Here is a 26253-nt window from a genome sequence, read left to right as displayed (position 1 = left end):
AGCTGATCGACATTTTTCGTTTAAGACGATTGATTTTTTTCATATGAATACCAATCAAATACACGTGCCGCATCTTCTTCCTCAAGGTGATGCACACCAAAGGAATCAAGCAGCGCAGAGGATTTCACAAAGGTGTGAATACTTGCGACCCGGCCTTTCTTTTGGAAAAAAGATTGCGTCATCGTATAGTTTTGCATTCGTTTTCTAAGGACAATGCCAGTGGTCTTGCCAATGCCTCTTGATGTCATTTGAATCAATGAACCTTTGATTGTATATCCTGATTGTTTATAAGCTAAATAGCCGAAGAATAGAGCAAGCGGTAACGGAATGAGTCCCAAATACCCCCATGGTGGAAAGCGTACCGACAGGATGACACCTGCAAGTAACGGCACAAAGCCATATGAGATCAGGTAGCGTTTGAGTGAACGCTTTGGCACTTTTTTCAGCTCTGTTTCTGGTGCTACATGATAATGATCGGTGAATTGTGACAGCAATTCATTTATTTTTTTCTTCCGAATGAGCGGAAATAAGACGGAAGAGGTTTCTTTCTCTGTAATTGAACCTCCTGCACTAACAAGCATCACGGTCGCAAAACCAAAAGGCTCACGGATCATATTCTCTTTGATTTTCACTGCTTGAATTCTCGCAAGTGGAATGGTCATTTGATGTCTCTCGATGAGCCCTCTTGTAATGATGATGTCATTCCCTTTTCGTTTTGCAGCAAAATTTGCATACTGAAGTGCTGTTACCCCAACACTCAAGATCCAAGCGATCAATACGGCAAGAAATATCAAAATCGCATAGATTTCAATGCTCGCATGGCTTAAAAAAGAGAACTGCTTGAAGAACCCGTCCAAAGGGAGAATTTCATCTATTTGCGTGTAGATGGCGAGACACCCTGAGATAATGACACCGATACCGCTTGAAGTGGTGGCAGCCAAAAGCAATTCTGGCACACCCATACGATAGGAGACATTGATTTCTTCCTGCATAGGTTTTTGCGCAGTCAAATGGCCATTCAGATCACCTGCTTCATCCGTCATTTCTTCTTCCTGCAAGCTTTTCTTCCGGTTGAAAATCGACTGCTTTAATTGTTCCGCTTCTGCTTTTGTAATCGCGGTCAGGCTCACTTCTGGACCATCCGTTCCGCCTGCCGTTTCGATTTGAACCCGCACTAAACCGAAAATCCGCTGAAAAATGCCTTCACTTGTATTAACCGTTTGAATTCGTTCTAACGAGATATATTTTTTCTTTTTCGTAATCACACCCGATTCCACACGAAATTCATCGTCTTCCATCCGGTAAGTGAATCGTCTCCATTCTAAAATGGTAAAAACGGCTTTCCACAAAAGAAGCACACCAAGAATAATAAATGCATAAAAGCGAATGCTCGAATTCGAGTTCACAAAAATCAACACGAAAAAAGGGATAATGAAGTTTTTGATCATGGATACAGCATCTGATATAAAATCAATGAACATCGAAATGGGATGTACACGTTTTGGTTCAGACATCATCTTCCGTCACCCTTGCTAAACGAGATATGTAATCACGAAGCTCATCTGCCTCTTCTAATTCTAGCGCCGGTATATCATGAACTGTGGCAGCAGTCGAAATTTGAACAGATGCCAAACGGTAGCGCCTTAAAAGCGGCCCTTGAGATGTATCAACATGCTGAACACGAACCATTGGCACAATGACACGTGTGACGCGAATGAGTCCATGCTGTATTTCAATTTCATTTTCGAATACTTCGTAGCGCCAGATGTGGTGGCGGATTTTTGGTATGAGCCAAATGCCAAAAATGACCTGTAAGACCCATAAACCAGAAAGGATCGCTCCAATCCAATATGGCCATTGAAAATAGTAGCTGGCAACAAATACCCCAATGATGATGAGTAAGAAAATCAATGAGATAATTCCATTTTGAAGACGCCATACCTTTAAACCATTTAAACTAATTTGACGTTGCGGCTGTTTTCTCACATTCTTCCCCCATTCTCTTACTTTTCTATCAATATATTACGTAACAAAGCCTAAAAAGTTTCAATTTCAGCTTATTAAAAAAAAAAGCGAACCCTGCAAAGGATTCGCTCTTGTATGTTAGTTGTTATAAGATTTCTTTTGACGACGATCGTTAGAAGAACGATTGCGGTCATTTGAAGAACGCTTTTTATCACCATAAGATGAACGGCTGTTCTTGCCTTTTCCACGGTAGCCTCCGCCACCGCCGCCGTCTCTGCGTTTAGAAGAGCTGCGGTTGTTACGATGACGTTTAGAAATCATTGGTGCTTCATCTGTCAAACGAACAGGCGTTGCATCCGGCTCTTTTGTCATCATTTTGATCGCAGCTGCAACCACTGTTACAGAATCATGATCTTCCAACAATTCAGCAGCAGCTGTCATGTAGAAGTTCAAGTTGTTTTCACTGATGATTGTGCGTAGACGGTCAACTGTTACTTGCTGTTGTCCTTCAATCGCCTCATCTAGTGTAGGCTCTTTCATACGATCCATTTTACGTTTAGTCGTTTGCTCAATCGCACGAAGCATATCTTTTTCACGTGGTGTGATGAATGTCATCGCCATACCTGTACGTCCAGCACGTCCTGTACGTCCAATACGGTGCACGTAGCTTTCTGGATCTTGCGGTACGTCAAAGTTATACACGTGTGTTACGCCTGAGATATCAAGTCCACGTGCTGCAACGTCTGTTGCGACAAGCACATCGATTGAACCCTCTTTGAATTTACGAAGCGCAACCATACGTTTTGCTTGAGTCAGGTCACCATGAATTCCTTCAGCTGTATAACCTCTAAGGTTAAGTGCTTCAGTCAATTCGTCAACACGGCGTTTCGTACGGCCGAAGACAATTGAAAGCTCAGGTGATTGAATGTCAAGAAGACGAGTCAATGTATCAAACTTTTTACGTTCGTGAATATCCAAATAGAACTGTTGGATGTTAGATACTGTCATTTCTTTCGCTTTTACTTTTACGTGTTCTGGGTTTGTCATGAAACGCTCTGCAATGCGCTTAATTGGTGCAGGCATTGTCGCAGAGAATAAAAGTGTTTGGTGTTCACTTGGTACATTTGAAAGGATCGCTTCAATGTCTTCGATGAAACCCATGTTTAGCATTTCGTCTGCTTCATCTAGCACAACTGTTTCAACGTTTTGAAGACGCATTGTACGACGGTTAATGTGATCGAGTAAACGTCCTGGAGTCCCTACGATGATATGAGGATTTTTCTTGAGCGAACGGATTTGACGGCCGATATCTTGTCCACCGTAAATAGGAAGTACGCGTGCACGCTTGTCTTGGCCGATTTTATATAGCTCTTCAGATACTTGAATCGCTAATTCTCTTGTTGGCGCAATGATAATCGCTTGGATATTTGGAGACGCTGGGTCGATTTTTTCAACCAGAGGAATACCAAATGCTGCAGTTTTTCCTGTTCCTGTTTGTGCTTGTCCGATGACATCTTTATTTTGAAGACCGAGAGGAATCGTTTCTGCTTGAATCGGTGTTGCTTCTTCAAATCCCATGCGGTTAATAGCCTTCATGAGACTTTCGCTTAATTGAAAATCTTGAAACGTTATAGTCAATTTATTCAAACTCCTTCTAATTGCTGTTTCAGTAATCTCGTGAATGATCATTAAAAACTGCCCTTTTCTGAAAGGACAGGTCCATTATATACAAAGCCCGAATTACCCTACCTTATATCTTACCATTACACTATTTGTTTTTCAACAAGACAGAAATGGATATATCTACTGTTCTACAATGACAGATTCACCTTCACTTTGATCTCCGTCCATCCATTTCCACTTTTCAAACAGTTGAATTTTTCCGTTATCCAGCTGCTTTGGAGTGGAATTGCAAGTCCCGCTTCTCATACTGCCGTCCTTGCTTACATGGTGGTATCTAAAATGAAGTGTTCCATCCTCATTCACAGTTCCTACAAGTACGCCAGATACAATACTGCCGCCTTGATATGTGCCCGTTAATATATTCCCGTCCTGACGATATTGAAATATGGTTCCTTCTGATACTTCTCCGTTACTCGAATTAGACTGCGGGATAAAGGTTTTTCCGTCATATTGAAACAACCGAATCAACCACCTTTTCTTTCCTATTGTACCATATGCCTGTCACTCATTCGACAAAAATGATGCAAATTTTAACAAGTGGGATTCAATTTATATTAGTTTAGCCACATTTTAGCTTTTCTATATATTAAATTGCTTTTTTTAGAAAATGTTCTACTTTCTCAAACAATTGCTGGGCACATGGCTCATGACAAACATGATGTTTACAATCGGGCAAATAAAACATTTCTTTCTGGCGAGACGGGACTTTATGATAAATAAATTCTGCACTTGAAGCAGGCACAATCCCGTCGCTTTCACCTTGAACAATTAACACAGGCAGATGAAGCTTCTCAAGCGAATTCTTCGTTTGCTTTACCAGCTTCATAAATTCTATCGCGGCTGACAGCGGCGTGCTTGTGAGCTTATGGCGGTATCGATCATATAAAGGGTTTGTATCAATGATCCCTGACAGGGACTCCTTCACCATCTGCCTTGTGTCTTGCATCATTTGTTTTGGGTTCACATATTTAGCCGCAGCACTTAATAGGACGAGACGGGCAACTGGGTACTTCGCTGCTAAGTAAGAAGCAATCATTCCGCCCATAGAAAAGCCGATCAAATACACGGTGTCACAAGTTCTGTAAAGTGATAGAAGTTCGAGTTCAGCTGTCGCTATCCATTCTTGATAAAGAATGCCTTTTAACTGAAGCTCATCCCCATGCCCCGGAAGCGTGACAGACTGCACTTCCCAATCTGCCGTCTGTTTTAAATATTGCGCCAGCGGTTCTACTTCATAAGGGGCACCCGTAAAACCGTGGATACATAAACAGCCAATCATTCTGTCACCTTCTCACTTTTATAGTGCAGTAATGACTTCTTCCAATTTCATACCGCGTGAGGCTTTGACAAGCACAACATCGTCAGGCCCTGCCACTTCAGCTAGTTTTTTCTTCAGGTCCTCTTTGTCCATAAAGGAGAATACGTGCTCAGCCCCGAATGATTTTTTCGCTCCTTCAGCAATGAATGCACCTAGACGGCCATATGTCATGACATGATCAATAAATTCCGGCTTGATGTAACGGCCAAGTTCATAATGATACGTTTCTTCTTCACTGCCCATTTCGAGCATATCTCCAAGTACAAGAATACGATTGGCGAAGCCGTCCATATCTCCCACTAGATCAATGGCTGCTTTCATAGAAGTAGGACTTGCATTATACGCATCATTAATGACAGTGATTCCTTTATCTGTTTTAAACAGCTCAAGACGCATCCCCGTCAACTTCGTTTGCATCAGTCCCTGGGCTATTTGTCTTTCATTCAGCCCAAAATGCTGGCCAATAGCAATAGCAGCAAGTGCATTCTTCACATTATGTTTCCCTAATACAGGAATGAGAAAACCTTGGGCATACCCTTCGACCTGAAATTCTGTTCCTTCTGCAAGCTGGTTGATGTGCGTTACCTTGATATCACAGTCCTCTGCTTCTCCAAAGGTTTTTACACGCTGAGAGAGTGAACTTGCTCTTTCGCGAAGCAAAGGCTCATCACCTAAGTAATAAAAGATGCCGTCTTCTTTTAACCCTTTGACGATCTCACATTTTGCATCAGCAATGGCTTCTCTTGATCCTAAATCTTGCATATGAGATTCCCCGATATTTGTGATGACTGCCGCATCCGGCTCAGCGAGATTTGATAAAAATTCGATTTCGCCTTTTGCACTCATGCCCATCTCCAAAACCGCAATATCGGTTCCTTCTGGCATTGCAAGAATGGTGAGCGGAAGACCGATATGATTATTAAAGTTACCGTCTGTTTTATGAACTCGATACGCTGTTTGCAAGACGGAATGAATCATATCTTTCGTTGTGGTTTTCCCATTACTTCCTGTAATACCGACAACACGAGGGTTTTCTTCTTTTAAGTATGATTTCGCCAGCTGTTGAAGCGCAGCTAGTGTATCCTCTACAAGAATTACTGGAACGCCTTCTGGCGGATTGGCTTCTTTTTGATTCCAAAGAACAGCTGAGGCTCCTAGCTCCACTGCTTTTGAAGCAAATGTGTGACCGTTAAAATGTTCTCCGATAAGCGGGATAAACAGGGCGCCGTTTGATACTTTTCGTGTATCTGTTGTCACTCCGTGAATCTGTTCTTCGCCAAAAGCTTGATTAGATAGGGTTCCACCAGCCATTTGGGCGATTTGTTTCACTGTACGTTTGATCATGATTTTTCGCCTCTCTTTCTCATTTCACGTTTGAAGGAAAAGAGACACTATCTAAGGATAGTGTCTGCTTGCTGCTCACATTAAAAAGTTGTTTTAATGGTTTGTTTTTCTCGATGGCGTTCAATTGCAAGTGACACCAGCTTTTCAATTAACTCTGGATACTCTACACCAGTGTGCTTCCAAAGTAATGGGAACATACTAAATGGTGTGAATCCAGGCATTGTATTCACTTCATTGATCAACACTTCACCTTTTTCTGTCAGGAAGAAGTCTGCACGTACGAGACCAGATCCATCGAGGGCTTTAAATGCCTTAATCGCCATGTCATGAATCGTCTTATATTCATCCTCTGACACACTCGCCGGAATGATCAAATCTGTATCGCCATCTTCATATTTTGCTTTGTAATCATAAAAATCTGTTTTAGGTGCAATCTCACCAACGACAGAGCACTTCGGCTCATCATTGCCTAATACACCAATCTCGATTTCTCTTCCAACGACGCCTTCTTCTACGACCACACGACGATCATATTGGAAAGCGAGGTCAAATGCAGTCTGGAGTTCTTCTTTGCTGCGGCATTTGCTAATTCCAACACTTGATCCCATGTTGGCAGGTTTCACAAAGCATGGATAGCCCAGTACTTTTTCCACCTGTTCTAAGCTGTCTCGTGTCGCTTTCTCGTAGTCTTTTTTATTGAAAGAAAGGTGCTTTGCTTGTGCAAGTCCTGCTTGTGCAAAAACATCTTTCATCATGACTTTATCCATACCCGCGGCAGACGCGAGAACGCCGTTGCCGACATACGGGATATTTAACAGTTCAAGTAATCCTTGCATTGTGCCATCTTCTCCATTTGGTCCGTGCAGCAACGGGAAGACAACATCAATTTTCTCATCAGCCGATGCAGGCTGTGGAAACATGCTTTCATTTAAAGAAGTTGGTAAAAACGTCTTTGCGTTCTGTTCAAATTGAAGCATTTTGACGTTTGATACTGGTTCAGTGAGTTTTTCTCCTCTTAACCATTCACCCTCTTCTGTAATATAAATTGGATGTATATCGAACTTCTCAGTGTTAAGTGCTTTTGTAACTGCAAGGGCTGTTTGCAGTGATACATTATGTTCGGCTGACTTTCCGCCGTAAATCAATCCTAAACTTATTTTCAATGGATACTCCCCCCACTAAAATTCATCTTTACTATCTTATCACTTTCAAGCAAAAATGCTCTAATTAATTTTTGTTGTTACGTAATTGAAATGATTTGTAAAGGTTGTAAGCGCCTCCCGAGCATTTGTATGTCATTCGCCTTTATTTTATATTAAAATGACATTGAAAAGGAGTTGTGACAAATTGAAAAAAATCACAAGTACTGAACAATTCAATGAAATTATTCAATCAGACAAAGAAGTCATCGTTAAATTCTTTGCAACATGGTGTCCTGACTGTACAAGAATGGACATGTTCATTCCAGACATCCTAGAAGCTTATGCTCACCATGAATGGTTTGAAATAAATAAAGATGATTTCCCAGAATTAGCTGAAACGTATCAGGTAATGGGCATTCCAAGCCTGTTAATTTTCAAAAATGGTGAAAAAACAGGTCATTTACACAGTGCAAATGCAAAATCGCCTGAAGAAGTGACAGAATTTCTTCAAGAGCACGTTTCTTAATTGATGAAACGAAGGACATCAGCAAACACTTGCTGATGTCTTTTTTCTTTTTAAATCTCTTCATAAGACGAGCTGCACAGCCAAAACGTTTCAAATTGATGTTTCACTTACGACAAGTCATGACAAATTATTTCCTGGGAAAGAATGCAGCGTCGAACCAGCTTGGAATATGTCGGTTACGTGAATTTTCTGAATTGAATCTTTACTTCTGACATTTGTCTTTGTATAATGGAGTTGCTAATTGAAAATGATTATCAATTTCATCTATGTGAAATCCTATAGACGTCCATTCTAATAAGGGAGCGATAAGTCACATGTCTAAGAAGAAAATTAAAACCTATCAGCAATTGATTGAAGAGAACAAAAAGGCCATCATGCGCGATCCTCAAATGATGGAAAGTATTTACGAAACCATTGACAAAAAACACCAGAAGCAGCTTGCAGCTGCTGGGCGTGAATCATAAGTACAAGAGGAGCAGTCATCGCTGGCTGCTCTTTTGTCTGCTTCAATAAAATAAAAAAGCCGATAAAATCTGTTATTCGATTTTATCGGCTTTTGTTTTAATTTGCTTTCGCTACACGGTCCTGCTTCATTCCTAAATAAATGAGCATATATGTGAGATAACCCATTGTCATCGTTAAACCACCGAAGAAAAATTGAGAAAAGACTGGTTCCTCAAATGTCGTGACGGCAGCAAGAACGATCCAGCTCGCATATAAATAGACCATGAACCATTTCATGTTTCTTTTAAGTGTATACAGAAAGAAAAGACCCGCTAACGAAAAGATCCCCAGCGCTAGTCTGAAATAAACAAGGTGATCAAACTGGAAGGCAAAAGACACAAACGAAAACGACAGCAGCAACAAAATTGGTAAAGCCGTAATGAAATTTTTCACGATAGTGCCACCTCCATGACTCCTTCTTATTATAAGACAAAATCAGCCGGTTATCGTGAAATACAGACTCGTTTTCACAAAGATGTCACGAATTTTTCTTGTTATTTGACACAATTTTTACACATTTACATCACGTTTCCAAAAAAGAATCCAAGCCGATCCAATAAAGAAAACAAAATGCGCCCCTACTATAAATAGAGAAAACAGAATGCTCATCCCATGAAAAGGCGGCGGTCCTTGAAAGCTGTACTGAGTAAAGTCCGTATTCGCGAAAAGGAGGATTTTCCCCCACTGATTTTCTAAGAGAGACATGATGGGTACAAGTGATTTCGCCGCATATAAAACAAAAAACGAGGTCACAAGGGCAACAAGACTGTTTCTAAACAAACTGGAACACATAAAAGCAAAGCTTGCCATCATGATCACTTCCACCCACTGAGATCCAATGACGGCAAACGTATGCTGAAATAATTGCCCCGTTCTTTCATCAAAATCAGTACCGAAGAAAATAAGACCAAATAGAAAAGCCAAAACATAATAAAAAACAAACAAATAAATGACTGTCAGTACAAGTGTGATGTATTTTGACAGAAAAATGTGCAGTCTTGTTTTTGGCCGGATCAATAGAAACTTGATCGTCCTTTTCTGAAACTCTGTTGAGATCAAGGTCGCGCCAATAACAACAGCAAGTACCTGCAAAATAAACACGACGTTCGTGGAATAAGCAAAATAGTTCGCGACTGTGTCTTGTCCACCAAAGCTTGATATGACTCGTTTCAAGGTTAGAGCCATGGCCAGTTGAAATACAACGATCAATAAAAGAGCAATGAATGTGATCTTTTTCTTCATGATTTTCTTATGCTCATTCTTGATGAGGTTAAGCATCTGTCGTCCCGCCTTCCGTCCATTTCATAAATGCCTCTTCAATTGACTGCTTTTGAGGCATCATTTCAAGTACATCAAACCCCGCCAGCACAAGCTGTTTGTTCAGCTCTGGCACACGTTCTTTGTTCAGTTGAAGCAGTACACGCGCTCCATTTCGTTCATATGTATAGTCGTGTGCGTCAAGCCATGAGACCGCCTTTTCTACTGGCTGAATATTCATCAGCACCTGCTCTTTCCCCTCCATATCCCGGAGATGAGTACTAGCTTTGATCTGTCCCTTTTGAATGATAATCATTCGGTCACATAGCTCCTCTACCTCATGCAATAAATGCGTCGCAAATAACACCGAGGTTCCTTCTTCCTTTACAAGCATTTGTAAGTGCTCCCGGAATTCCTTCATTCCTGCAGGGTCCAGTCCATTTGTCGGTTCGTCTAAAATGAGCAGGTTCGGCCGATGCAAAATAGCTTGTGCAATCCCAAGCCTTTGTTTCATCCCTAGTGAATACGTCTTGACCTTCTGATGAATGGCATCCTCAAGACGAACTCTTTCCACCACTTCCTGAATGCGTTCCTCCGTCACGCCATCGTGCATCGCTGCATACATTTCAAGGTTTTCAAAGCCCGTTAAATACGAATAAAATTCAGGGTTTTCTATGATCGCACCAACAGACGACATCGCCTTAAGAAAATCCTCATCTTGGGAATATCCATTGATCATGATGTTGCCATTGTTTTTTTTCATCAAGCCAACGATCAATCGAATCAAAGTTGTTTTTCCAGACCCATTGGGTCCAAGTAATCCAACAATTTCTCCTTGCCCAATATCTATAGAAATATCCTGCAAGATCATTTTCCGGCCAATTTGTTTATCGACTTTCTCTACTTTTAAAACAGCAGACTGCAAAGTGGTTCCTCCTTCTGATGTAAAGCCTGTGGCGGCAGTTATGACCGCTCATCCTGTAAAAAGTATATCACGCGAGACAAATCAATCCATGAAAAAAAGGACTGATCCAGTCAGCCCTTCTTGCTTATTACAGTGATAAGTTAGGTGTCGGTGCTTCTTTCTCGTGTTTCTTTTCAGTTTCAGAAACAATGACCGCACATGCTGCGTCACCTGTAATATTAACTACGGTTCTTGCCATATCTAATAAGCGGTCTATACCAAGGATCAGCGCTATTCCCTCAACAGGAAGATTCACGGAATTTAACACCATGGCCAGCATGATGAGTCCTACCCCTGGGACACCTGCTGTACCGATACTTGCTAAAACAGCTGTTAAGACAACCGTCAGCATTTGAACAAGCGTCAGTTCAACCCCATACACTTGAGCGATAAAAATGGTCGCAACACCTTGCATAATGGCTGTGCCATCCATATTAATGGTTGCACCCAGCGGCTGCACAAAGCTTGAAATCGGCTCTGGCACCTTTAAGCGTTTTTGCGCTGTTTCCATTGATACCGGCAGTACTGCGTTACTGCTTGATGTACTAAACGCAACAACCATCGCTGGTGAAAATCCTTTAAAGAATGCCATTGGATTTCGTTTAGCTAAGATAGCAATGGTTGATCCATATGTCAGGAAGAAATGCAGGATAAGCGCAATTAACACGACCGAGAAGTAAAGTCCCATCGCTTTCATGGCATCCAGCCCCTGACTGCCGATTGCCGTTGCAATCAAACCGAATGTCCCGTACGGTGCAAATTTCATCACAACACCGACAAGATACATCATTAATTCATTTCCTTGTTCAAACAGCTTCAGTAAGCCTTCCGTTTTTTTACCCAGCATGGCTATGCCAAGACCTAAAAATACACAGAAGACGATAATTTGAAGCATATCTCCTTCAACTAACGATTGGACTGGATTGGTTGGAATAATGTTGAGTAGTGTTTCTGCCATTGATGGGGCTTCCTCTGCGGAATAATCAGCCGCTTTTGTATCAAAATCGCCGAAGGCTCCCGGCTTGATCAATAAGGCTAATGAGATGCCAATGATGATGGCAAAAGTCGTAGTGAGCAGGAAATAAGTAATGGTTTTTGCGCCGATTCTGCCTAGCTTCTTCGGATCGCCAAGGCCTGCTACACCGAGCGTGATCGAAAAGAATACAATGGGCACAACCAGCATTTTAATCAGGTTTAAGAAGATTTGACCTAGAGGTGTAAATAAATAAGGGTCTAACACTTTGAATACATTTGGAGCAAAAAGGTTGAGCAGCAATCCTGTGATTGCACCTACAAACAAGGCAATAATAATTTTCGTCGCCAGCTTCAATAAAATCTCCCCTTCCTCGTCAAAAAGCCCACGAGAGAGTCTTCTCGTGGGCCTGCGTGTCCATACGTGTACCACTGTCTACTCTCTTCACGCTGATGAGGTTAGCTGACGGGTTAGGACGAAGAGATGTCCTTTTTCTCAGATAAGAAAAATTCACCCCAAAAACATGGGTCCCCCATTCCTTTAGAAGGATTAAGCGTGTGGTAATATGATATTTTCATACCATTTATACCTTATTTTTAGAAAATTGTAAACAGGTTCATATGAACTTTTTAATTACTTTCTTCCCTATTTGTCACTTCAAGAATATCTAAAATAAACACAAAGATTGGGATACCGATAATAAGTCCCCAAATGCCAATATAGTGTTCAGAGAAGATCAGCACAATAAACGTGAAGAAAATAGGGAGTTCTGTTTTAGCTGACATGAGCTTCGGATTCAAGAAGTATGCTTCAATAGCATGGATAATCACAATTACCAGCACAATATACAGGACATACATTCCGCCTCCGAGTGTATACGCAATGATGCTGAGTGGAATAAGAGAGATAACCACACCCGCTACTGGGATTAAGCCTAGCAAAAAGACCATGACCGCTAATCCAAATAACTGCGGGAAGCCCATAATGCCTAGCGCAATGGTCGTTAGCACACAATTAACGGTTGCAATAATAAACTGTGCTTCGAGTACTTTTCCAAACGTTCGGGAAAATTTACGTCCAAAGAAGGCAATTTCATGATAGAATACGGAGATTTTACTCGTTTTGAACTTGTTCATGAATTGAATGAGGCGTTCTTTTTCGAACAGGAAGAACATGCTTAATATTAAGGACATAATGACCTGGATACTGAACGTGCTGAAATCGGTTATGTATGTATAGAGGAAATTAAACCCTTTCTCAAAGAAAGCTGATATTTTGAAATCTCCGAATACGTTCGTGATGACGTCAAAGAAGGGTAAATCTTGTGGGTGATCTGCAATTTTCTTTCCTAAATGGAATAGCTGCTCTACCTGTTTGGCGATGATTGGTACAAAAACGAATCCGCCAAATGTCAATCCACCAGCCAGAAGAATATACAAAATGGTAATGACCGATTTCTGTCCTATTTTCAGGAAGCGATTTAAAAAGCCTCTAATGACCTCTTCCAACCGATTCATCAAAAAGGTGAAAATGAAGGTCAAAAGAATTAAATTCATCATTCCTCTTAATAGATATAATGCTGTAGCTAATACTACAAATACTGAAAACCGCTTAACACCGGGTTTTTCGAACAATTTTAAAAATGCCGTCATTACGTTACACACCTGCCAGGACTAAAGTCTATTTTTCATCGTATCTGATATACATTATATCGGATCTTTCTGTAAATTATATAATAAAAGGTCAAAGAGGTCTTACGATTTGTATTAATTTTATTGGTTTTTCTTTTTTACACAAAAAAACCGAACCCATGTAGAACATAAGGTTTCGGTTTTTGGTTGTTTTTATACTAAACAGCTTGCTTCATATTCCGCATTTCCTGAAGTGCTGTTTTGCTCTTCGCTTCGTCAAATTCACCTTCACTCTTCGCGACAACAATTGTTGCGATTCCATTTCCAATGAGGTTTGTAATCGCTCTTCCTTCACTCATGAAGCGGTCAACCCCAAGCAGCAGTGCAAGCCCCTCAATGGGGATAACTTGAATTGCAGCAAGAGTAGATGCGAGCACGATAAATCCGCTTCCTGTCACCCCAGCTGCTCCCTTGGATGTGAGCATCAGCACAAGAATAATGGTAATCTGCTGACCGATCGACAGGTCTACGCCAAACACTTGCGCCAAGAAGACCACGGCCATCGATAAATAGATGGAAGTTCCGTCTAGGTTAAAGGAATAACCTGTTGGAATGACAAGACCAACAACAGACTTAGAGCACCCGTAGCGTTCCATTTTATCCATCATTCTTGGCAGCACGGATTCTGAAGAACTTGTGCCAAGAACAATCAAAATTTCATCCTTGATAAATCGCAGATAGCTAAACAGGCTGAAACCATATAATTTACAAATACTAAATAGTACAACAAAAATGAAAAGAAACATAGTCATATAAACAGACAGCATGAGAAATCCCAGCTGCTTCATCGATGACACTCCAAAGTGTCCGATCGTATAAGCCATCGCCCCAAATGCACCAAGAGGCGCAGCACGCATGATATAACCAATGATTTTAAAGAAAACAAGTGACAGCTTATCAAGCCATTCGATGATGCCTTTCCCCTTCTCGCCAAGAGCAGCGAGCGCGACACCGAATAGAATAGAGAAGAATAAGACCTGTAAAATATCACCCTTCGCAAAGGCGTCTACCATGTTAGAAGGAACGATGTGTGTGACGAATTCCATCCAGTCGATACCCTGTCCCCCATTTTGGGTATACTGTGAAACGTCCCCTTTTTCAAGCTTGCTATAGTCAAGACCAGCACCTGGCTTCATGATATTCACCACAAAAAGACCGATGACTAGAGCAAGTGTCGTGACAACTTCAAAATAAATAAATGCTTTTCCCCCAACTTTCCCAACCTTTTTCATATCACCCATCTTGGCAATACCAAGAACAATGGTTAAGAAAATAATTGGTGCAATGACCATTTTAACGGCATTGATAAAGGTGTCACCAAGCGGCTTCATTTCTTTTCCGACGTTTGGCCAAACCATTCCGACAATGATCCCGATAATGACAGCTGCAATTACCTGAAATGTCAGGTTCTTAAAAATCCTTTTCATAAAAAATCAACTCCCTCCCCTTTGATGTAAACGCTTAACTATTATCTGTAGATAAATGATAGCGATTTCATCAAAGGCTGTGAAGCTTATGGACATATCGTACATTTTGGTCTTTTTGGTCTCTTAGTCAGAATGTACGATATATTTATTCACAGGCCGTCCTACCCCGCCATATTGCATATCTAATTTCAGCTCGCCTTCTTTAACGAGAAAGTCTAAATACCGGCGTGCCGTGACGCGGGCAATGCCAAGTGCATTGGCGACTTCTTCTGCAGACTGCGCGCCTTCCTGCAAGCCCATATACGCTTTAATTTCGTTCATCGTATGCACATTCAGCCCTTTAGGAAGCCAAGTATCTTCCTGCTTGACAGCAGGCTTTCGTATGATATCATCGAGCATCTCCTGAGAGAATTCTGCTGCAGTTTGGATTTTTGATTTAAACGCCTTATAGCTTTCAAGTGATTCTTTCATTCGTTCAAATTTGAATGGTTTAATAATATAATCCCGCGCACCATTTTGAAGCATGATGCCGATGGTCTCTTTGTCCTTCGCTGCTGAAATGACAATCACATCCACTTTCATCTTCTGTTTTCTGATGTCTTGCAGCGTTTTGACGCCATCCTTTTTTGGCATATAGACATCAAGTACCACGAGGTCTGGACGAATTTCTTTGATCAGCTGGATGCCCTGCTCCCCATTTCCAGCGACAGCTGCTACTTGAAAGCCAGGAACACTCATAATGAACTCTTTATTCACTTCTTGCACCATCGGGTCATCTTCAATTAACAGCACCTTAATCTGAGTCATCTGTCTCTCTCCTCTATGGTCATTGGGAATTCGATTGAGAAGGTGGTACCAATGCCGATGCTTGATGTGACCTCTACATTTCCCATCCCTTTGTCGATAATCGTTTTTACAATATACAGGCCATAGCCTGTTCCACCCTCTTTGCCATGTGTGAAGCCTTTATCGAAAATAGAAGGAATCATTTCTTCTTCGATCCCGGATCCATTGTCTTCAATTAAAATTGCGAGAACATCCTCCGTTTGATCGATACTAATGGAAATGACTTTTGTGTCTCTTTCTACAGTATCATACGAAGCAAAGGCGTTCTCAATGAGATTTCCGAGCAGCTTTGTCATATCATGCTGATCAAGCCGTTCAGGGAAATCACGCAGACAGCTATGTTCATCTACTTCGACCATGATGCCAAGCTCCTTGCCCCTTCTGATTTTGCTCATCAATAACCCTGCGACAGCATCATGCTCTATGACGCGATGAAGAAAGTCCGTCACATGTTCCTGCTCCTCTGTTGTTTGAAAGGCTAGATCGAGCGCCTGATCGGCTTTACCAAGCTGAATCAGCCCGGCAATCGTATGAAGCTTATTCATATGTTCATGGTTTTGCACCCGCAAACCGTCCACAAAGTTCTTAACCCCTGTGAGCTCCTCCGCCAATTTTGCCGCTTCTGTCCGGTCCTGAAAAATGGCGACCGCTCCGATGATCTTCTTTTTCATGACAATCGGAATCCGGCTGCTCATGATCCGCTTTCCGCTCATATGAATTTCTTCATTGTAGACGGGTTCTGCGCGATCAATAATCTCAGGAAGTCTCGTATCAGACAGCACACCCCAAATATTCCGGCCCACGACATCACCTGTTACGCCAAAAATCTGCTTCGCCTTCTCATTAAAAATGGTGATCATGTGCTGATTATCAATGGCGATGACCCCTTCATTAATAGAGTGAAAGGTTGCAGTACGTTCCTCTAGCATTCTGACAATCTCATGCGGCTCCAGCTTAAACATTTGCTGTTTAATATGACGGGCGAGCAAAAATGAACCCACAAGCCCAAAGCTGAGCGTCAGCAGGAGGATCATGAGGATATCCTGCTTCATTTCTCCTAATATATCTGCCATACTTGGCAGAGTTCTTCCTACAAGCACAACCCCTGTTTGATTAAATTGATCATCCTTGACTGGATAAAAAGCTCTGATGGCTGTTCCAAGCTCTCCCTGTGCTTCTGAGAAATAAATATGCTCTGCAAAAGCCGGCTCTTCATCAGTTCCTTCTGAGCGCTGGCCAATCCTCGTTTTCACTGGATGCGTTAATCTCACATGATCCATATCCATCACGACAATATAGTCAGCATCTTGAATAATCCGAATCTCTTCGATTGCATGCTGTAATTGATCACGATCCTTTGTCTGATCAGCTAACGCCTGCTTCACCTCATTCATCTCAGCCACGGTTCTCGCCGTGTTCATGAGTCTTTTTCGAAGCTCCCGTTCCTCTGTCTGCTGAATTCCCCCAACAAGGACAATTCCTCCGATTAAAAGGGCGAAAATGACAACGAAATATGTGAGGATGGTAAGCTTCCATCTAATAGATAATTGTTGTAATTTCAATCGATTTCTCATCATTTTTTCACCTGTATCTTTACGGATTCTTCCTCTGTCAAGTATGCTTGACATAAGGGGGATCTGACGCATGAAGAATTTACTCGCTTATACACTATTGCTCATGATCGGTTTTGTAACCGCTTTATACTTTGGTTTTTATCATATGATGCCAAAATCAGCGACAACTTTTGATGATGAACAGACAGGGCTGAAGGACCAGCTTGTATTCAAATTCAGCCATGTCGTGGCAGACAATACACCTAAAGGACTTGCCGCAAAGAAATTTGCTGAGCTCGTGCACGAAAAATCCGATGGAAAGATCAGCATTCAAATTTTCTCCAATGGAAGCCTTTATTCTGATATTGAAGAAATAAATGCACTCAAAGAGAATCAAGTTCAATTTATTGCTCCGTCTACCTCGAAGCTCGGCATGCTGTCCCCTGAGTGGCTGGCACTTGATCTTCCCTTTGCTTTTTCAAATTACAATGCGGTTCAAGAAGGCCTGCAAGGTGCAATTGGACAAAGGTTGTTTGGCACGCTGCAAAAAGATGGGTTAAAGGGAATGGCTTATTGGACAAATGGCTTTAAGCAAATTACTTCTAATAAAGGGCCAATCAAACAGCCGGCTGATTTAAAAAACCAGTCTCTCCGCATTATGCAAAGCGACATGATTGAAAAACAATTCAAACTCCTTGGCGCAAAGCCCTATCAGGAATCATTTAATTCAACGTTTCAGCTATTAGAAACCAAAAAAGTAGACGGTGAAGAAAATACCATTTCAAATATTTATTCAAAAAAATTCTATCATATACAAGACTATATGACGATCAGCAATCACGGGTATTTAGGCTATGTGGTCTTAACAGATCAATCTTTCTTTGACCGCCAGACACCCGAAACGAAACGAATTTTACTTGAAGCCATGGAAGAAACAACGGCTTGGAATGAAAAGCATGCAGAACAGATGAACAAAGAACAGCTGGAGGACATTAAACGTGAATCGCCGATTGCCATTCATGAATTGACGCCAGCTGAAAGACAAAAATGGATGAAAGCCCTTGATCCTTTGTATGATGAAGCCGAAAAAACGATCGGCTCCACCCTCATCAAACAGATCCGCGAACTGCGTGCACGTTATGAACACTCACCTATTCATGCTTTTCAGGAAGAGGATGAGAGCAAATAAAAAATCCCTTTGATATGGGATTTTTTTATGCGCCGGACTCACTCTGTTCTTGCTGCGTGAGCTCTTCTAATCTTGTTAAAATTCTTCGCTTTCGGTATTGCATCATGCCGGTTTCGGCAATTCCTTTTAATTGTGAGCGGTTCGAAACGGCACCAAACAAAATCCCAGCGATAGGCACAAGCTGAAACAGTTTCTTCCAGCCGAACGAATCCCGGTAATTATAGACGACCTCACGCCACCCTTGGATTTGGGAAATCATGTTTTCATGCTTCCCTTCGGATGCATGATAGCTTTTCAGCTCTTTTAGAATCGATTTCTTTCCAACGACATCCGCAGAGTTCAGCTGCAAGCATTTAATGATGAAGACCCGCTCCTCTTTGTTTTTAGGATCATAGCCATAGGTGACGGCAATATCCTGTAATGTTTTCAGAGAGAGGCCCAGGACCGCAGGAATATCAGCAGCTAGCGTAAACATTCCGCCGACACCAGTTGTCGCCCCTTGCACAGTCGCGAGATTCGTTCTGTTTTTCCCCATATGTTCACTAATGGCATCCATCATGTCGATCGGGGCCTTTCTAATATCCTCTATACGCTGAATGGATTCGCCCTCACACTTCTTTTGAAATTGATGAATGATGCCTTTTTCCGACGTCAAATAGGCACCGCCAGATTGAATGTAATGACCCATTTCGTCTAGCAGCACACCGATTTTTTTCTGAATAAAAGCAGGCGTCAGCTTGTCCAGCATTTGAAATGGAAGGCGGCTGAGCTTCTCCCAGAACCATACCTTTTGCTGGTCTTTCTCCCACTTTTCAATCTCTTTTAATTGTGCTTTTAGCCACTCTCTTTCCTCCATGCAATATGCCTCCTTAGATGCCGCTGAAGTATTTGTCTGTTATTATACACAATCCTTGTCCATCATACGTATAGAACATTGAAGCGGTTCCGAAAGGTTTTAATCTTTTTCAAAACGGTTATTGCTTAATAAACAAACAAAAGAGGAGTGATCAACATGTTAGGATTTCTAATTTCATTAGTTGTGGCGATTGTCATTGGTCTCATTGGGAGTGCACTCGCTGGAGGCAGTGTACCAGGAGGATGGATCGGCTCAATGATTGCCGGGTTTGTAGGCGCTTGGATTGGTCATGGATTACTTGGAACGTGGGGTCCTAGTCTGGCAGGCTTTGCGATCATTCCAGCGATCTTAGGAGCAGCCATCTTTGTCATTATTTTAAGCCTGATCTTCCGCAGCGTGGGATCAAGGGTATCTTAAAAAAACAAATAAAAGAGGAAGCAGTAGGGACACCGTCTAAGGGGCGGTGTTTTTTATGTTGCGCGTTGACAAGGTATCTATTTTTTTCACTTACATATGATAAACAAACCTATTAGTTCAGATAGTTGACTTTTCATGAAGATGGGCATATGATGATTGAAAATTGCATGAAGGAAACTTTTTGTGCCCAAGCAAAACTTTGTAGAATCTAGGTGATGACATATGACAAACAAATACATCGAGGCACAGGCACACATGTCAGCGGCAGCTGAGCGTGCACTTGAAGGTAAGGTCAAAGGATTTAGAAGGCTTCTTCCTTTTCTAGGCCCTGCTTTTATCGCTGCCATTGCATATATTGATCCAGGGAATTTTGCCACCAACATTGCGGCTGGCTCTAAATATGGATATCTTCTCTTATGGGTCATTCTCATATCAAATCTCATGGCGCTGCTCATCCAATCCTTATCCGCAAAGCTTGGAATAGCGACAGGGAAAAATTTACCTGAAATCGCACGTGAAGAGTTTCCAAAACCCGTCTCCATCGGTTTATGGATTCAGGGCGAACTCGTTATTATTGCCACAGATTTAGCTGAGTTTATTGGAGCGGCACTTGGTTTATACTTGCTCTTTCGGATTCCTTTGCTTGAAGCATCTATTATTGCAGCCATCGGATCATTTGCGATTTTAGAGTTGCAAAGACGTGGATATCGAGCATTAGAAGCCGGCATCACCGGCATGCTGTTCGTTGTCGTAATCGCTTTCGCTGTGCAAACCTTTGTCGCCAAGCCTGATATGGCAAGTGTCGCAGGCGGGCTTTTCATTCCAAAATTTGAAGGCACAGATAGTGTACTGCTTGCAGCTGGAATTTTAGGTGCCACTGTGATGCCGCACGCGATCTATTTACATTCAGCATTAACCCAAAGAAGAGTCGTCGGCAGAACGGAAAAGGAGAAAAAACAGATTTTCCGCTTTGAGTTTTTAGATATCCTCATTGCGATGCTAGTCGCTGGAGCCATCAATGCCAGTATGTTGATTGTGGCAGCCGCTCTATTTTATAAAAATGGTCTCTTTGTTGAAGATCTGGATGTTGCGTTCCAGCATTTTAGCACACTCGCAGGTCCTGTATCAGCTATCTTATTTGGTGTAGGCCTGCTTGTAGCCGGACTATCCAGCTCTTCTGTCGGTACATTGTCAGGCGATATCATTATGCAGGGTTTTATTCAATACCGCATTCCACTGTATGTCCGCCGGCTGATTACTATTATTCCCCCTATTGTGATCATTGCATCTGGGGTGAATCCGACATCCGCACTTGTGATGAGTCAGGTGGTCTTATCCTTTGGTATTGCCTTTGCTTTAATTCCGCTCATTTTATTTACAAGTAAAAAACGAATTATGGGCGAATTAACGAATGCCCGCTGGGTAACAGGAATATCTTGGGTGATAGCAGCTCTTGTTGTCGCACTCAATCTCTTTTTAATTGTGGATACATTTATGTAAAAGACAGTAGTGATGCTGTCTTTTTCTTTTCATATGGTTATGGTAAAATTCCCCTGAGAGGATGTGGGCACATGTTTTTTTATCAAGATCAAGAGATATCCATGCGGCTGCTTGAGCCAAGAGACGCACGAAGTCTATATTTGCTCATTCAGCGGTCAAGAGAGCATTTACGTGAATGGATGCTTTGGGTGGATTCAACGAAAACAGAAGAAGACAGCATGGCGTTCATTCAAGGCGCAATGCAGCAAGCCATGCAGAACAACGGTTTTCAAGCGGGCATCTGGTCACATGGAGAACTTGTCGGGATCATCGGCACCCACCAAATTCATTGGATCGACAGAACTGTTTCAATTGGCTATTGGCTCGGAGAAGGCTATCAAGGAAAAGGCATTATGACAAAAGCGTGCAAAGCAGTCATTCATTATTTATTTGAAGATTGTGGACTGCACCGCATTGAAATCAGGGCTGCTGTCGATAACCTGAAGAGCAGACGCATCGCAGAGCGATTATCCTTTTCGCTTGAAGGCATTTTGAGACAATGTGAATGGCTGGGCGACCGCTTTACGGATCATTGTGTATACGCCCTTTTGCAGCCTGAATATATGAAAGAAAAAACGCATTCTATGAATCAGCCCACGTAATTGTGTCGATTGCATGAATTATTTTACAAAGTGAAGCTTTGTAGTATCGATTGCGATCAGCATCTGATAAAATAGAAGGAAAAATCGAGGTATGAAGTATGTCTCTTATTATTTTATTTTACTTATGGATTGTCCCTTTATTATTTGGCATTTTCTTCTCATTCTTAACAAAGAAAGCCACATACAAACGCCGCTTTGTCCCATCATATAGCATGGCAGGACTCAGCATCGTTTTTCTCATTCTGGCACTTGTCTTTTCAGCCAGCCATTTTCTATTCATTTGCGGTATGTTCCTATTTGCCACCACCCTTGTCGGCACAGGCATCCCTTTATTTTTAGCCTTTACAAAAACACCATCATAAACAAAAACCACCTTTTCTCAATGGAAAGGTGGTTTCTTTTTTATTGATTTGGCATTCTGTAAGTCACAGTGGCATCTTGATTGGCTTCAATTACTTTCACAATGTCTTGAAGAATCTCTGCTGCACGATCGTTTGAGTCATACTTACCGAGCGTCTTGACCCAAGTATCGCTTCCTGCGATCATCCCTTCAATCTTTTTGCCGGCTACTGTGATTTCGTGGACATGAACGAAACTTTGCTGGTTTTGTGTGAAAATCCATAGCATGGTTTTAGCTCCTTTTTTGTGGTGATTGGATTAGTTTAAGTTTAACATGTAATTTCCAAATATGAGTGGGTGATTGAGTTTGCAAGTGCATTTTCAGTTTAAAAAACCTTGATATTTCGTAAAAAAATCAAGGTTAACATAGTATCGTAATCTTTTAGTTTTTATGTCATCATTTAGACGTTAAAATTACATAGGTTCTTTTACTGGCAAAGCTCCATTCATTATTCTTTTATTAATTGTTCACTTTCACTCATCAGATATAGCATCGTCGTAATCCCGTAATTCTTCCATTATTTCTTTTAATCGCTCAATACTATTGATCAATTCATCGTAAGAAATTTCTTGATAATTAAATATTCCTTCACCATATTCATCACTATCAAAGATTTTCACATCCGCTCCCAAATACAGTAAAGCATCAACTAATTCCTTTAAACTTTCCATACTATCAATATCATTTGCATCCGTTTCGGAAAAAAAGTCCTTGTTTTCAATCCCACTTTTTATATCTGTAATTCCTAAACCGGTGTACTTTCTTAAAGGTAATACATATTTATTAATTGGATCTTTTGAGCTTATCTTAATAGCTATCTTACTCATATTTTTCCTCCCTATTAAAATTCCTCTAAATAATCTGGATTAACAGGTCTACCAGGTGCATTTTTGCTATAACTTCCTCCATGCCAACCCTTTAAATGTTCTCTTCCAGTCACAGGATAAATTAATTCTCCTCTATTACTGATATGTGGATAATTCATAGCATTGTAAGTATGGTGTCCGATAATGGATTTCCCATTATATTGTGGTTTTTTGCTTTTTAAAATCTCTTGTTTTTGTTCATTAGTCCAATTCCTTGTTGTAGATTCTCCATCTAAAATTCTTTTCTTGTTTCCAGAATTCAGTAACCCCTGCAGCCCTTCTTTTGGAGAATCTTTTATCCCATTGATATCGTTTATACTCTTCCTTTGTAACAGTACGATTTTCAATCTTTTCCTTTATTTTCTTCTGCTGATTCCGACTTAACGATTTGTAAGGTGTAACTTTTGTAGTTAAATCTAATTCTACTATCTGTACCCTCTGAGCAATAATTTCTTCACCTACTGCTACTTTTTTATTACTCAAAGTTTTTTCTGTACTCTTAATCCCCATCTTCCCATGAAACCCTTTAGCCCCAAACGGCAAAAGCATTCCAAGAGCTGCGTTCATACTCGCTTCCTGCTGTTCTTTTGAGATCTTGTTTCCAAACATGTCTCGGCCTGTAATTGCTTCGCTGAAGCCGTTGGTGGCGGTGATTCCATATAAACCTTTTTGCGATGTTTTCAGGGCGTCAAAGGATTTTTGTGATGTCTTATAGATGTCAACTGCCCTGACTGCGGCTGATGTGGCTTGGGTCGTTTTATAGACAGCTTTTCCGCCTTTGAAAATGCGGCCTGCCCAGCCGACGATTGGGATGTAGCCTGCNACTGCCCTGACTGCGGCTGATGTGGCTTGGGTCGTTTTATAGACAGCTTTTCCGCCTTTGAAAATGCGGCCTGCCCAGCCGACGATTGGGATGTAGCCTGCTGCTGCCATGCCTCCTGCCGCGACTCGCTGTCCTGCGGTGAGTTCCTCGCCTGTGATTGGATCAACGCCTGTTGCGGCACGTTTTGCATCGTTCACGCCGGTCAGTTCATTCACGATGTTTCCACCATAATCGAGTGCTTTTTCATACCAAGGGCGGTTGGCGAGAGCTTCTTGTTCCTTTGCGATCTTGCGGGCTTCTTCTTGTTCTTTTTTGATTTTCAGATATTCAGAAGTTTGCTTTTCAATATCGCTTTTTACCTTGTAGATTTCGCTATTTTGATCAAGCTGCAATGCTTTTCGATTGCTTTATTGTCTCTTTCGAAACAGAACACTGTTAGCTGAATAAACACCACCTTACGCTATTCGCTTAAATAGATTTTGAAATGATGACTACACTCCGAGAGGATGCCAATTACAGTCAATATCAATTGAAATGAAAAACTGTCCTCGATACGGCTGCCGCAGACCAGCTGCTATTCAGGCTCAGAATGTCCCTCTCGTATAGCCACATTCCTCAACACTTTTGTTCCGTATCCAGATATGCCATTGATAAGGGAGAGGCGCGTCTCCCAATAAAAACAGGGGACACCAACCAAGGCACTTAGAGTGCTCAATACGTTCGTTTTGCTTGTCTCTATCATACGATGAACCACTCAGGAAAAAGATTCCCATTTTAACGGTTTTTCTCGGTATGAAAGCCAATAAACACAAAAACCTTGAAAGGCATATAGCCAGTCAAGGTATGATAACAATAACATTATATTTAGAAGTATCAACTACTTCACCTACTGATTTATCTGAGAGAATATCATAATTGTTTTATATTTCTTTCTAATATAATAAGGCTATTTTAAAGTAACTCCACTCCAACTTGTTTATAAAATTTAACTTTTAGCTTCTCTTCTTCGCCCACGTTCATTACCATAGCATTGTCATCTTTTTTTATACTTGTTACATTATTAAAATCACCTGTAAATACTATAGAATCATTAAATGTAATACTTAGACTACTCGTTTGCTTATATACATCTAAAGTTAAAATCACCTTGAAATTTTGGTCATCTTTGTAAGTATAGATTAATTCTCCATCATCTATATTGCCTGTTATACTCACCGGCTCACTTTGAAAAAGTTCTAATAGATCATATTCATCATACTTGATAAACATTCGTATTCATCCTTTTATTAATTATTTCGGTATAACTGTGATAACATCGCCAGCTTCATTTATAATTACTTTGACATCCATTGTTTCATGAACAAACGTTCCGCTTCTATTACCAGGTATCTTTTTCGTATTCATTATAGCGTCTTCAATAACTGAAGGTGGAATATTTCTTGGATCAACATATTTTTTGATGAAATCACTAAATTCTTTTGTTTGTGGTTTAAATCCTAATTCTTCAGCTTTTTTAATTGCTCTACTTGTTAAAGTAGCTTGTACTTCAGGAATATCAGGTGCCATTCTTTCCAAAGCATGCTGAGAATACTTTCTTCCATTTATTTCTCCTCCACCTTTTGACATATTCCAACCAATTTCACCCGTACCCTTAATCCCCATTTTACCATGAAACCCTTTCGCTCCAAACGGCAAAAGCATTCCAAGCGCCGCGTTCATACTTGCTTCCTGCTGTTCTTTTGAGATCTTGTTTCCAAACATGTCTCGGCCTGTGATCGCTTCGCTGAAGCCGTTGGTGGCGGTGAGACCATATAAACCTTTTTGAGATGTTTTTAAGGCGTCAAAGGATTTTTGTGTTGTCTTGTAAATGTCGACTGCCCTGACTGCGGCTGATGTGGCTTGGGTGGTTTTATAGACAGCTTTTCCGCCTTTGAAAATGCGGCCTGCCCAGCCGACGATTGGGATGTAGCCTGCTGCTGCCATGCCGCCTGCCGCGACTCGCTGGCCTGCAGTGAGTTCCTCGCCTGTGATTGGATCAACGCCTGTTGCGGCACGTTTTGCATCGTTCACACCTGTTAGTTCATTCACGATGTTTCCACCATAATCGAGGGCTTTTTCATACCAAGGGCGGTTGGCGAGGGCTTCTTGTTCCTTTGCGATCTTGCGGGCTTCTTCTTGTTCTTTTTTGATTTTCAGATATTCAGAAGTTTGTTTTTCAATATCGCTTTTTGCCTTGTAGATTTCGCTATTTTGATACGCTTTCTTGTCAAAATTCATAGGCGAAATCGCTTTTCCGTCATTTGTCGCATTCATCATTTCAGCGTACAATGCCATTGTAGCTTGCTGCTCCGTCTCTGACAAAGCATAT

At 41.3% G+C, this 26253-nt stretch carries 28 protein-coding genes, 2 pseudogenes and 1 riboswitch; of the genes and pseudogenes, 7 read left to right on the top strand and 23 right to left on the bottom strand.

What is annotated here, in order from left to right; all coding sequences use genetic code 11:
- Window positions 1–20: 20 nt before the first annotated feature.
- From ASE42_RS17100 to ASE42_RS17070, 7 genes are all read right to left on the bottom strand, one after another.
- Window positions 21–1517 (bottom strand): PH domain-containing protein, encoded by a 1497-nt coding sequence (locus ASE42_RS17100; RefSeq protein ID WP_056768349.1) that lies wholly within the window; start codon window positions 1515–1517, stop codon window positions 21–23.
- Complete coding sequence (locus tag ASE42_RS17095) at window positions 1507–1986, bottom strand: PH domain-containing protein (RefSeq protein WP_024425383.1); 480 nt, start codon at window positions 1984–1986, stop codon at window positions 1507–1509. Before ASE42_RS17095 ends, ASE42_RS17100 begins: the two co-directional genes overlap by 11 nt.
- Before the next feature lie 117 nt (window positions 1987–2103).
- Window positions 2104–3603: a degradosome RNA helicase CshA gene (gene cshA / locus ASE42_RS17090; protein ID WP_024427371.1), complete on the bottom strand. Its 1500-nt coding sequence runs from the start codon at window positions 3601–3603 to the stop codon at window positions 2104–2106.
- A gap of 165 nt (window positions 3604–3768) precedes the next feature.
- Window positions 3769–4107 (bottom strand): hypothetical protein, encoded by a 339-nt coding sequence (locus tag ASE42_RS17085; RefSeq protein ID WP_056768347.1) that lies wholly within the window; start codon window positions 4105–4107, stop codon window positions 3769–3771.
- Between the two features lie 127 nt (window positions 4108–4234).
- Window positions 4235–4927: an alpha/beta hydrolase gene (locus ASE42_RS17080; RefSeq protein ID WP_024427369.1), complete on the bottom strand. Its 693-nt coding sequence runs from the start codon at window positions 4925–4927 to the stop codon at window positions 4235–4237.
- An 18-nt stretch (window positions 4928–4945) separates the two neighbouring features.
- Entirely contained in the window at window positions 4946–6310 is a 1365-nt protein-coding gene (locus ASE42_RS17075) for a UDP-N-acetylmuramoyl-tripeptide--D-alanyl-D-alanine ligase (protein ID WP_044334729.1), read from the bottom strand.
- A gap of 80 nt (window positions 6311–6390) precedes the next feature.
- Window positions 6391–7473: a D-alanine--D-alanine ligase gene (locus ASE42_RS17070; protein ID WP_034622594.1), complete on the bottom strand. Its 1083-nt coding sequence runs from the start codon at window positions 7471–7473 to the stop codon at window positions 6391–6393.
- A gap of 184 nt (window positions 7474–7657) precedes the next feature.
- Here ASE42_RS17070 and ASE42_RS17065 point away from each other — a divergent pair, with 184 nt between their 5' ends.
- Window positions 7658–7978, top strand: a complete 321-nt coding sequence (locus ASE42_RS17065; RefSeq protein WP_012008983.1) for a thioredoxin family protein — start codon at window positions 7658–7660, stop codon at window positions 7976–7978.
- A gap of 314 nt (window positions 7979–8292) precedes the next feature.
- Entirely contained in the window at window positions 8293–8442 is a 150-nt protein-coding gene (fbpB, locus tag ASE42_RS18860) for a Fur-regulated basic protein FbpB (RefSeq protein WP_065215285.1), read from the top strand.
- 97 nt (window positions 8443–8539) lie between these two features.
- Here the strand turns inward: fbpB and ASE42_RS17060 are convergent, their stop codons facing one another.
- From ASE42_RS17060 to ASE42_RS17025, 8 genes are all read right to left on the bottom strand, one after another.
- Window positions 8540–8875, bottom strand: coding sequence for a hypothetical protein (locus ASE42_RS17060; RefSeq protein ID WP_024427366.1), 336 nt, complete (start codon window positions 8873–8875; stop codon window positions 8540–8542).
- A 117-nt stretch (window positions 8876–8992) separates the two neighbouring features.
- Window positions 8993–9760: an ABC transporter permease gene (locus tag ASE42_RS17055; RefSeq protein WP_024427365.1), complete on the bottom strand. Its 768-nt coding sequence runs from the start codon at window positions 9758–9760 to the stop codon at window positions 8993–8995.
- Complete coding sequence (locus ASE42_RS17050; RefSeq protein WP_025093589.1) at window positions 9753–10664, bottom strand: ABC transporter ATP-binding protein; 912 nt, start codon at window positions 10662–10664, stop codon at window positions 9753–9755. Before ASE42_RS17050 ends, ASE42_RS17055 begins: the two co-directional genes overlap by 8 nt.
- A gap of 127 nt (window positions 10665–10791) precedes the next feature.
- Window positions 10792–12033, bottom strand: a complete 1242-nt coding sequence (locus ASE42_RS17045; RefSeq protein ID WP_024425376.1) for a dicarboxylate/amino acid:cation symporter — start codon at window positions 12031–12033, stop codon at window positions 10792–10794.
- 76 nt (window positions 12034–12109) lie between these two features.
- Window positions 12110–12242, bottom strand: a riboswitch (cyclic di-AMP (ydaO/yuaA leader).
- Window positions 12243–12305: 63 nt separating this feature from the next.
- Window positions 12306–13328, bottom strand: coding sequence for an AI-2E family transporter (locus ASE42_RS17040; RefSeq protein ID WP_024425375.1), 1023 nt, complete (start codon window positions 13326–13328; stop codon window positions 12306–12308).
- A 197-nt stretch (window positions 13329–13525) separates the two neighbouring features.
- Window positions 13526–14794 carry a C4-dicarboxylate transporter DctP gene (gene dctP / locus ASE42_RS17035; RefSeq protein ID WP_024425374.1) on the bottom strand — a complete coding sequence of 423 codons (1269 nt, stop codon included), beginning with the start codon at window positions 14792–14794 and terminating at the stop codon, window positions 13526–13528.
- A 123-nt stretch (window positions 14795–14917) separates the two neighbouring features.
- Window positions 14918–15601, bottom strand: a complete 684-nt coding sequence (locus tag ASE42_RS17030) for a response regulator (protein ID WP_024425373.1) — start codon at window positions 15599–15601, stop codon at window positions 14918–14920.
- Window positions 15598–17217, bottom strand: a complete 1620-nt coding sequence (locus ASE42_RS17025) for a sensor histidine kinase (RefSeq protein ID WP_056768421.1) — start codon at window positions 17215–17217, stop codon at window positions 15598–15600. Before ASE42_RS17025 ends, ASE42_RS17030 begins: the two co-directional genes overlap by 4 nt.
- 67 nt (window positions 17218–17284) lie before the next feature.
- Here ASE42_RS17025 and ASE42_RS17020 point away from each other — a divergent pair, with 67 nt between their 5' ends.
- Window positions 17285–18382 (top strand): TRAP transporter substrate-binding protein, encoded by a 1098-nt coding sequence (locus tag ASE42_RS17020; protein WP_056768344.1) that lies wholly within the window; start codon window positions 17285–17287, stop codon window positions 18380–18382.
- Window positions 18383–18407: 25 nt separating this feature from the next.
- Here ASE42_RS17020 and ASE42_RS17015 read toward each other — a convergent pair whose 3' ends face one another.
- Complete coding sequence (locus ASE42_RS17015; protein ID WP_056768341.1) at window positions 18408–19238, bottom strand: EcsC family protein; 831 nt, start codon at window positions 19236–19238, stop codon at window positions 18408–18410.
- A gap of 156 nt (window positions 19239–19394) precedes the next feature.
- On the opposite strand from ASE42_RS17015, the gene ASE42_RS17010 reads away from it, so the two are divergent.
- The 4 genes from ASE42_RS17010 to ASE42_RS16995 all read left to right on the top strand — a co-directional run bounded on the left by ASE42_RS17010 (window position 19395) and on the right by ASE42_RS16995 (window position 22158).
- Window positions 19395–19655: a GlsB/YeaQ/YmgE family stress response membrane protein gene (locus tag ASE42_RS17010; protein WP_024427360.1), complete on the top strand. Its 261-nt coding sequence runs from the start codon at window positions 19395–19397 to the stop codon at window positions 19653–19655.
- A gap of 222 nt (window positions 19656–19877) precedes the next feature.
- Window positions 19878–21155: an Nramp family divalent metal transporter gene (locus ASE42_RS17005; RefSeq protein WP_056768339.1), complete on the top strand. Its 1278-nt coding sequence runs from the start codon at window positions 19878–19880 to the stop codon at window positions 21153–21155.
- A 71-nt stretch (window positions 21156–21226) separates the two neighbouring features.
- Window positions 21227–21796 carry a GNAT family N-acetyltransferase gene (locus tag ASE42_RS17000; RefSeq protein ID WP_024427358.1) on the top strand — a complete coding sequence of 190 codons (570 nt, stop codon included), beginning with the start codon at window positions 21227–21229 and terminating at the stop codon, window positions 21794–21796.
- 98 nt (window positions 21797–21894) lie between these two features.
- A complete protein-coding gene (locus tag ASE42_RS16995) occupies window positions 21895–22158 on the top strand; it encodes a hypothetical protein (protein WP_008346966.1) in 264 nt (87 codons plus the stop codon).
- Between the two features lie 40 nt (window positions 22159–22198).
- On the opposite strand, the gene ASE42_RS16990 is transcribed toward ASE42_RS16995, so the two are convergent.
- The 7 genes and pseudogenes from ASE42_RS16990 to ASE42_RS16970 form a co-directional block, all read right to left on the bottom strand.
- Entirely contained in the window at window positions 22199–22423 is a 225-nt protein-coding gene (locus ASE42_RS16990) for a hypothetical protein (protein WP_024425367.1), read from the bottom strand.
- 246 nt (window positions 22424–22669) lie between these two features.
- Window positions 22670–23023 (bottom strand): hypothetical protein, encoded by a 354-nt coding sequence (locus ASE42_RS16985; protein ID WP_056768331.1) that lies wholly within the window; start codon window positions 23021–23023, stop codon window positions 22670–22672.
- A 14-nt stretch (window positions 23024–23037) separates the two neighbouring features.
- Window positions 23038–23409 (bottom strand): hypothetical protein, encoded by a 372-nt coding sequence (locus ASE42_RS18960; protein WP_235566812.1) that lies wholly within the window; start codon window positions 23407–23409, stop codon window positions 23038–23040.
- 139 nt (window positions 23410–23548) lie between these two features.
- Window positions 23549–23884 (bottom strand): annotated as a pseudogene (locus tag ASE42_RS19290) (T7SS effector LXG polymorphic toxin); the annotation flags it as partial.
- 1 nt (window position 23885) lies between these two features.
- A pseudogene (locus tag ASE42_RS19285) lies at window positions 23886–24265 on the bottom strand (pre-toxin TG domain-containing protein); the annotation flags it as partial.
- 571 nt (window positions 24266–24836) lie between these two features.
- The gene (locus tag ASE42_RS16975; RefSeq protein WP_025093598.1) at window positions 24837–25154 is read right to left on the bottom strand and encodes a hypothetical protein; all 318 of its coding nucleotides are present in this window, start codon (window positions 25152–25154) and stop codon (window positions 24837–24839) included.
- Window positions 25155–25175: 21 nt separating this feature from the next.
- A partial coding sequence (locus tag ASE42_RS16970; RefSeq protein WP_082580803.1) for a pre-toxin TG domain-containing protein occupies window positions 25176–26253 on the bottom strand: 1078 nt, incomplete at its 5' end.

Origin of the sequence: Bacillus sp. Root920 (assembly GCF_001429445.1) — a bacterium.
GTDB lineage: Bacteria > Bacillota > Bacilli > Bacillales > Bacillaceae > Bacillus > Bacillus safensis.
The sequence above is the reverse complement of the archived record's forward strand: the minus strand, read 5'-3'. Positions and strand labels throughout refer to the sequence as shown.

Excerpts from the sequence above, each read along its gene's own strand:
- ASE42_RS17100 (WP_056768349.1), bottom strand. The coding sequence starts at position 1,517 with ATGATGTCTGAACCAAAACGTGTACATCCCATTTCGATGTTCATTGAT.
- ASE42_RS17080 (WP_024427369.1), bottom strand. The coding sequence starts at position 4,927 with ATGATTGGCTGTTTATGTATCCACGGTTTTACGGGTGCCCCTTATGAA.
- ASE42_RS17075 (WP_044334729.1), bottom strand. The coding sequence starts at position 6,310 with ATGATCAAACGTACAGTGAAACAAATCGCCCAAATGGCTGGTGGAACC.
- fbpB (WP_065215285.1), top strand. The coding sequence starts at position 8,293 with ATGTCTAAGAAGAAAATTAAAACCTATCAGCAATTGATTGAAGAGAAC.
- ASE42_RS17055 (WP_024427365.1), bottom strand. The coding sequence starts at position 9,760 with ATGCTTAACCTCATCAAGAATGAGCATAAGAAAATCATGAAGAAAAAG.
- ASE42_RS17040 (WP_024425375.1), bottom strand. The coding sequence starts at position 13,328 with ATGACGGCATTTTTAAAATTGTTCGAAAAACCCGGTGTTAAGCGGTTT.
- dctP (WP_024425374.1), bottom strand. The coding sequence starts at position 14,794 with ATGAAAAGGATTTTTAAGAACCTGACATTTCAGGTAATTGCAGCTGTC.
- ASE42_RS17030 (WP_024425373.1), bottom strand. The coding sequence starts at position 15,601 with ATGACTCAGATTAAGGTGCTGTTAATTGAAGATGACCCGATGGTGCAA.
- ASE42_RS17025 (WP_056768421.1), bottom strand. The coding sequence starts at position 17,217 with ATGATGAGAAATCGATTGAAATTACAACAATTATCTATTAGATGGAAG.
- ASE42_RS17020 (WP_056768344.1), top strand. The coding sequence starts at position 17,285 with ATGAAGAATTTACTCGCTTATACACTATTGCTCATGATCGGTTTTGTA.
- ASE42_RS17015 (WP_056768341.1), bottom strand. The coding sequence starts at position 19,238 with ATGGAGGAAAGAGAGTGGCTAAAAGCACAATTAAAAGAGATTGAAAAG.
- ASE42_RS17010 (WP_024427360.1), top strand. The coding sequence starts at position 19,395 with ATGTTAGGATTTCTAATTTCATTAGTTGTGGCGATTGTCATTGGTCTC.
- ASE42_RS17005 (WP_056768339.1), top strand. The coding sequence starts at position 19,878 with ATGACAAACAAATACATCGAGGCACAGGCACACATGTCAGCGGCAGCT.
- ASE42_RS17000 (WP_024427358.1), top strand. The coding sequence starts at position 21,227 with ATGTTTTTTTATCAAGATCAAGAGATATCCATGCGGCTGCTTGAGCCA.
- ASE42_RS16995 (WP_008346966.1), top strand. The coding sequence starts at position 21,895 with ATGTCTCTTATTATTTTATTTTACTTATGGATTGTCCCTTTATTATTT.
- ASE42_RS16990 (WP_024425367.1), bottom strand. The coding sequence starts at position 22,423 with ATGCTATGGATTTTCACACAAAACCAGCAAAGTTTCGTTCATGTCCAC.
- ASE42_RS16985 (WP_056768331.1), bottom strand. The coding sequence starts at position 23,023 with ATGAGTAAGATAGCTATTAAGATAAGCTCAAAAGATCCAATTAATAAA.
- ASE42_RS16975 (WP_025093598.1), bottom strand. The coding sequence starts at position 25,154 with ATGTTTATCAAGTATGATGAATATGATCTATTAGAACTTTTTCAAAGT.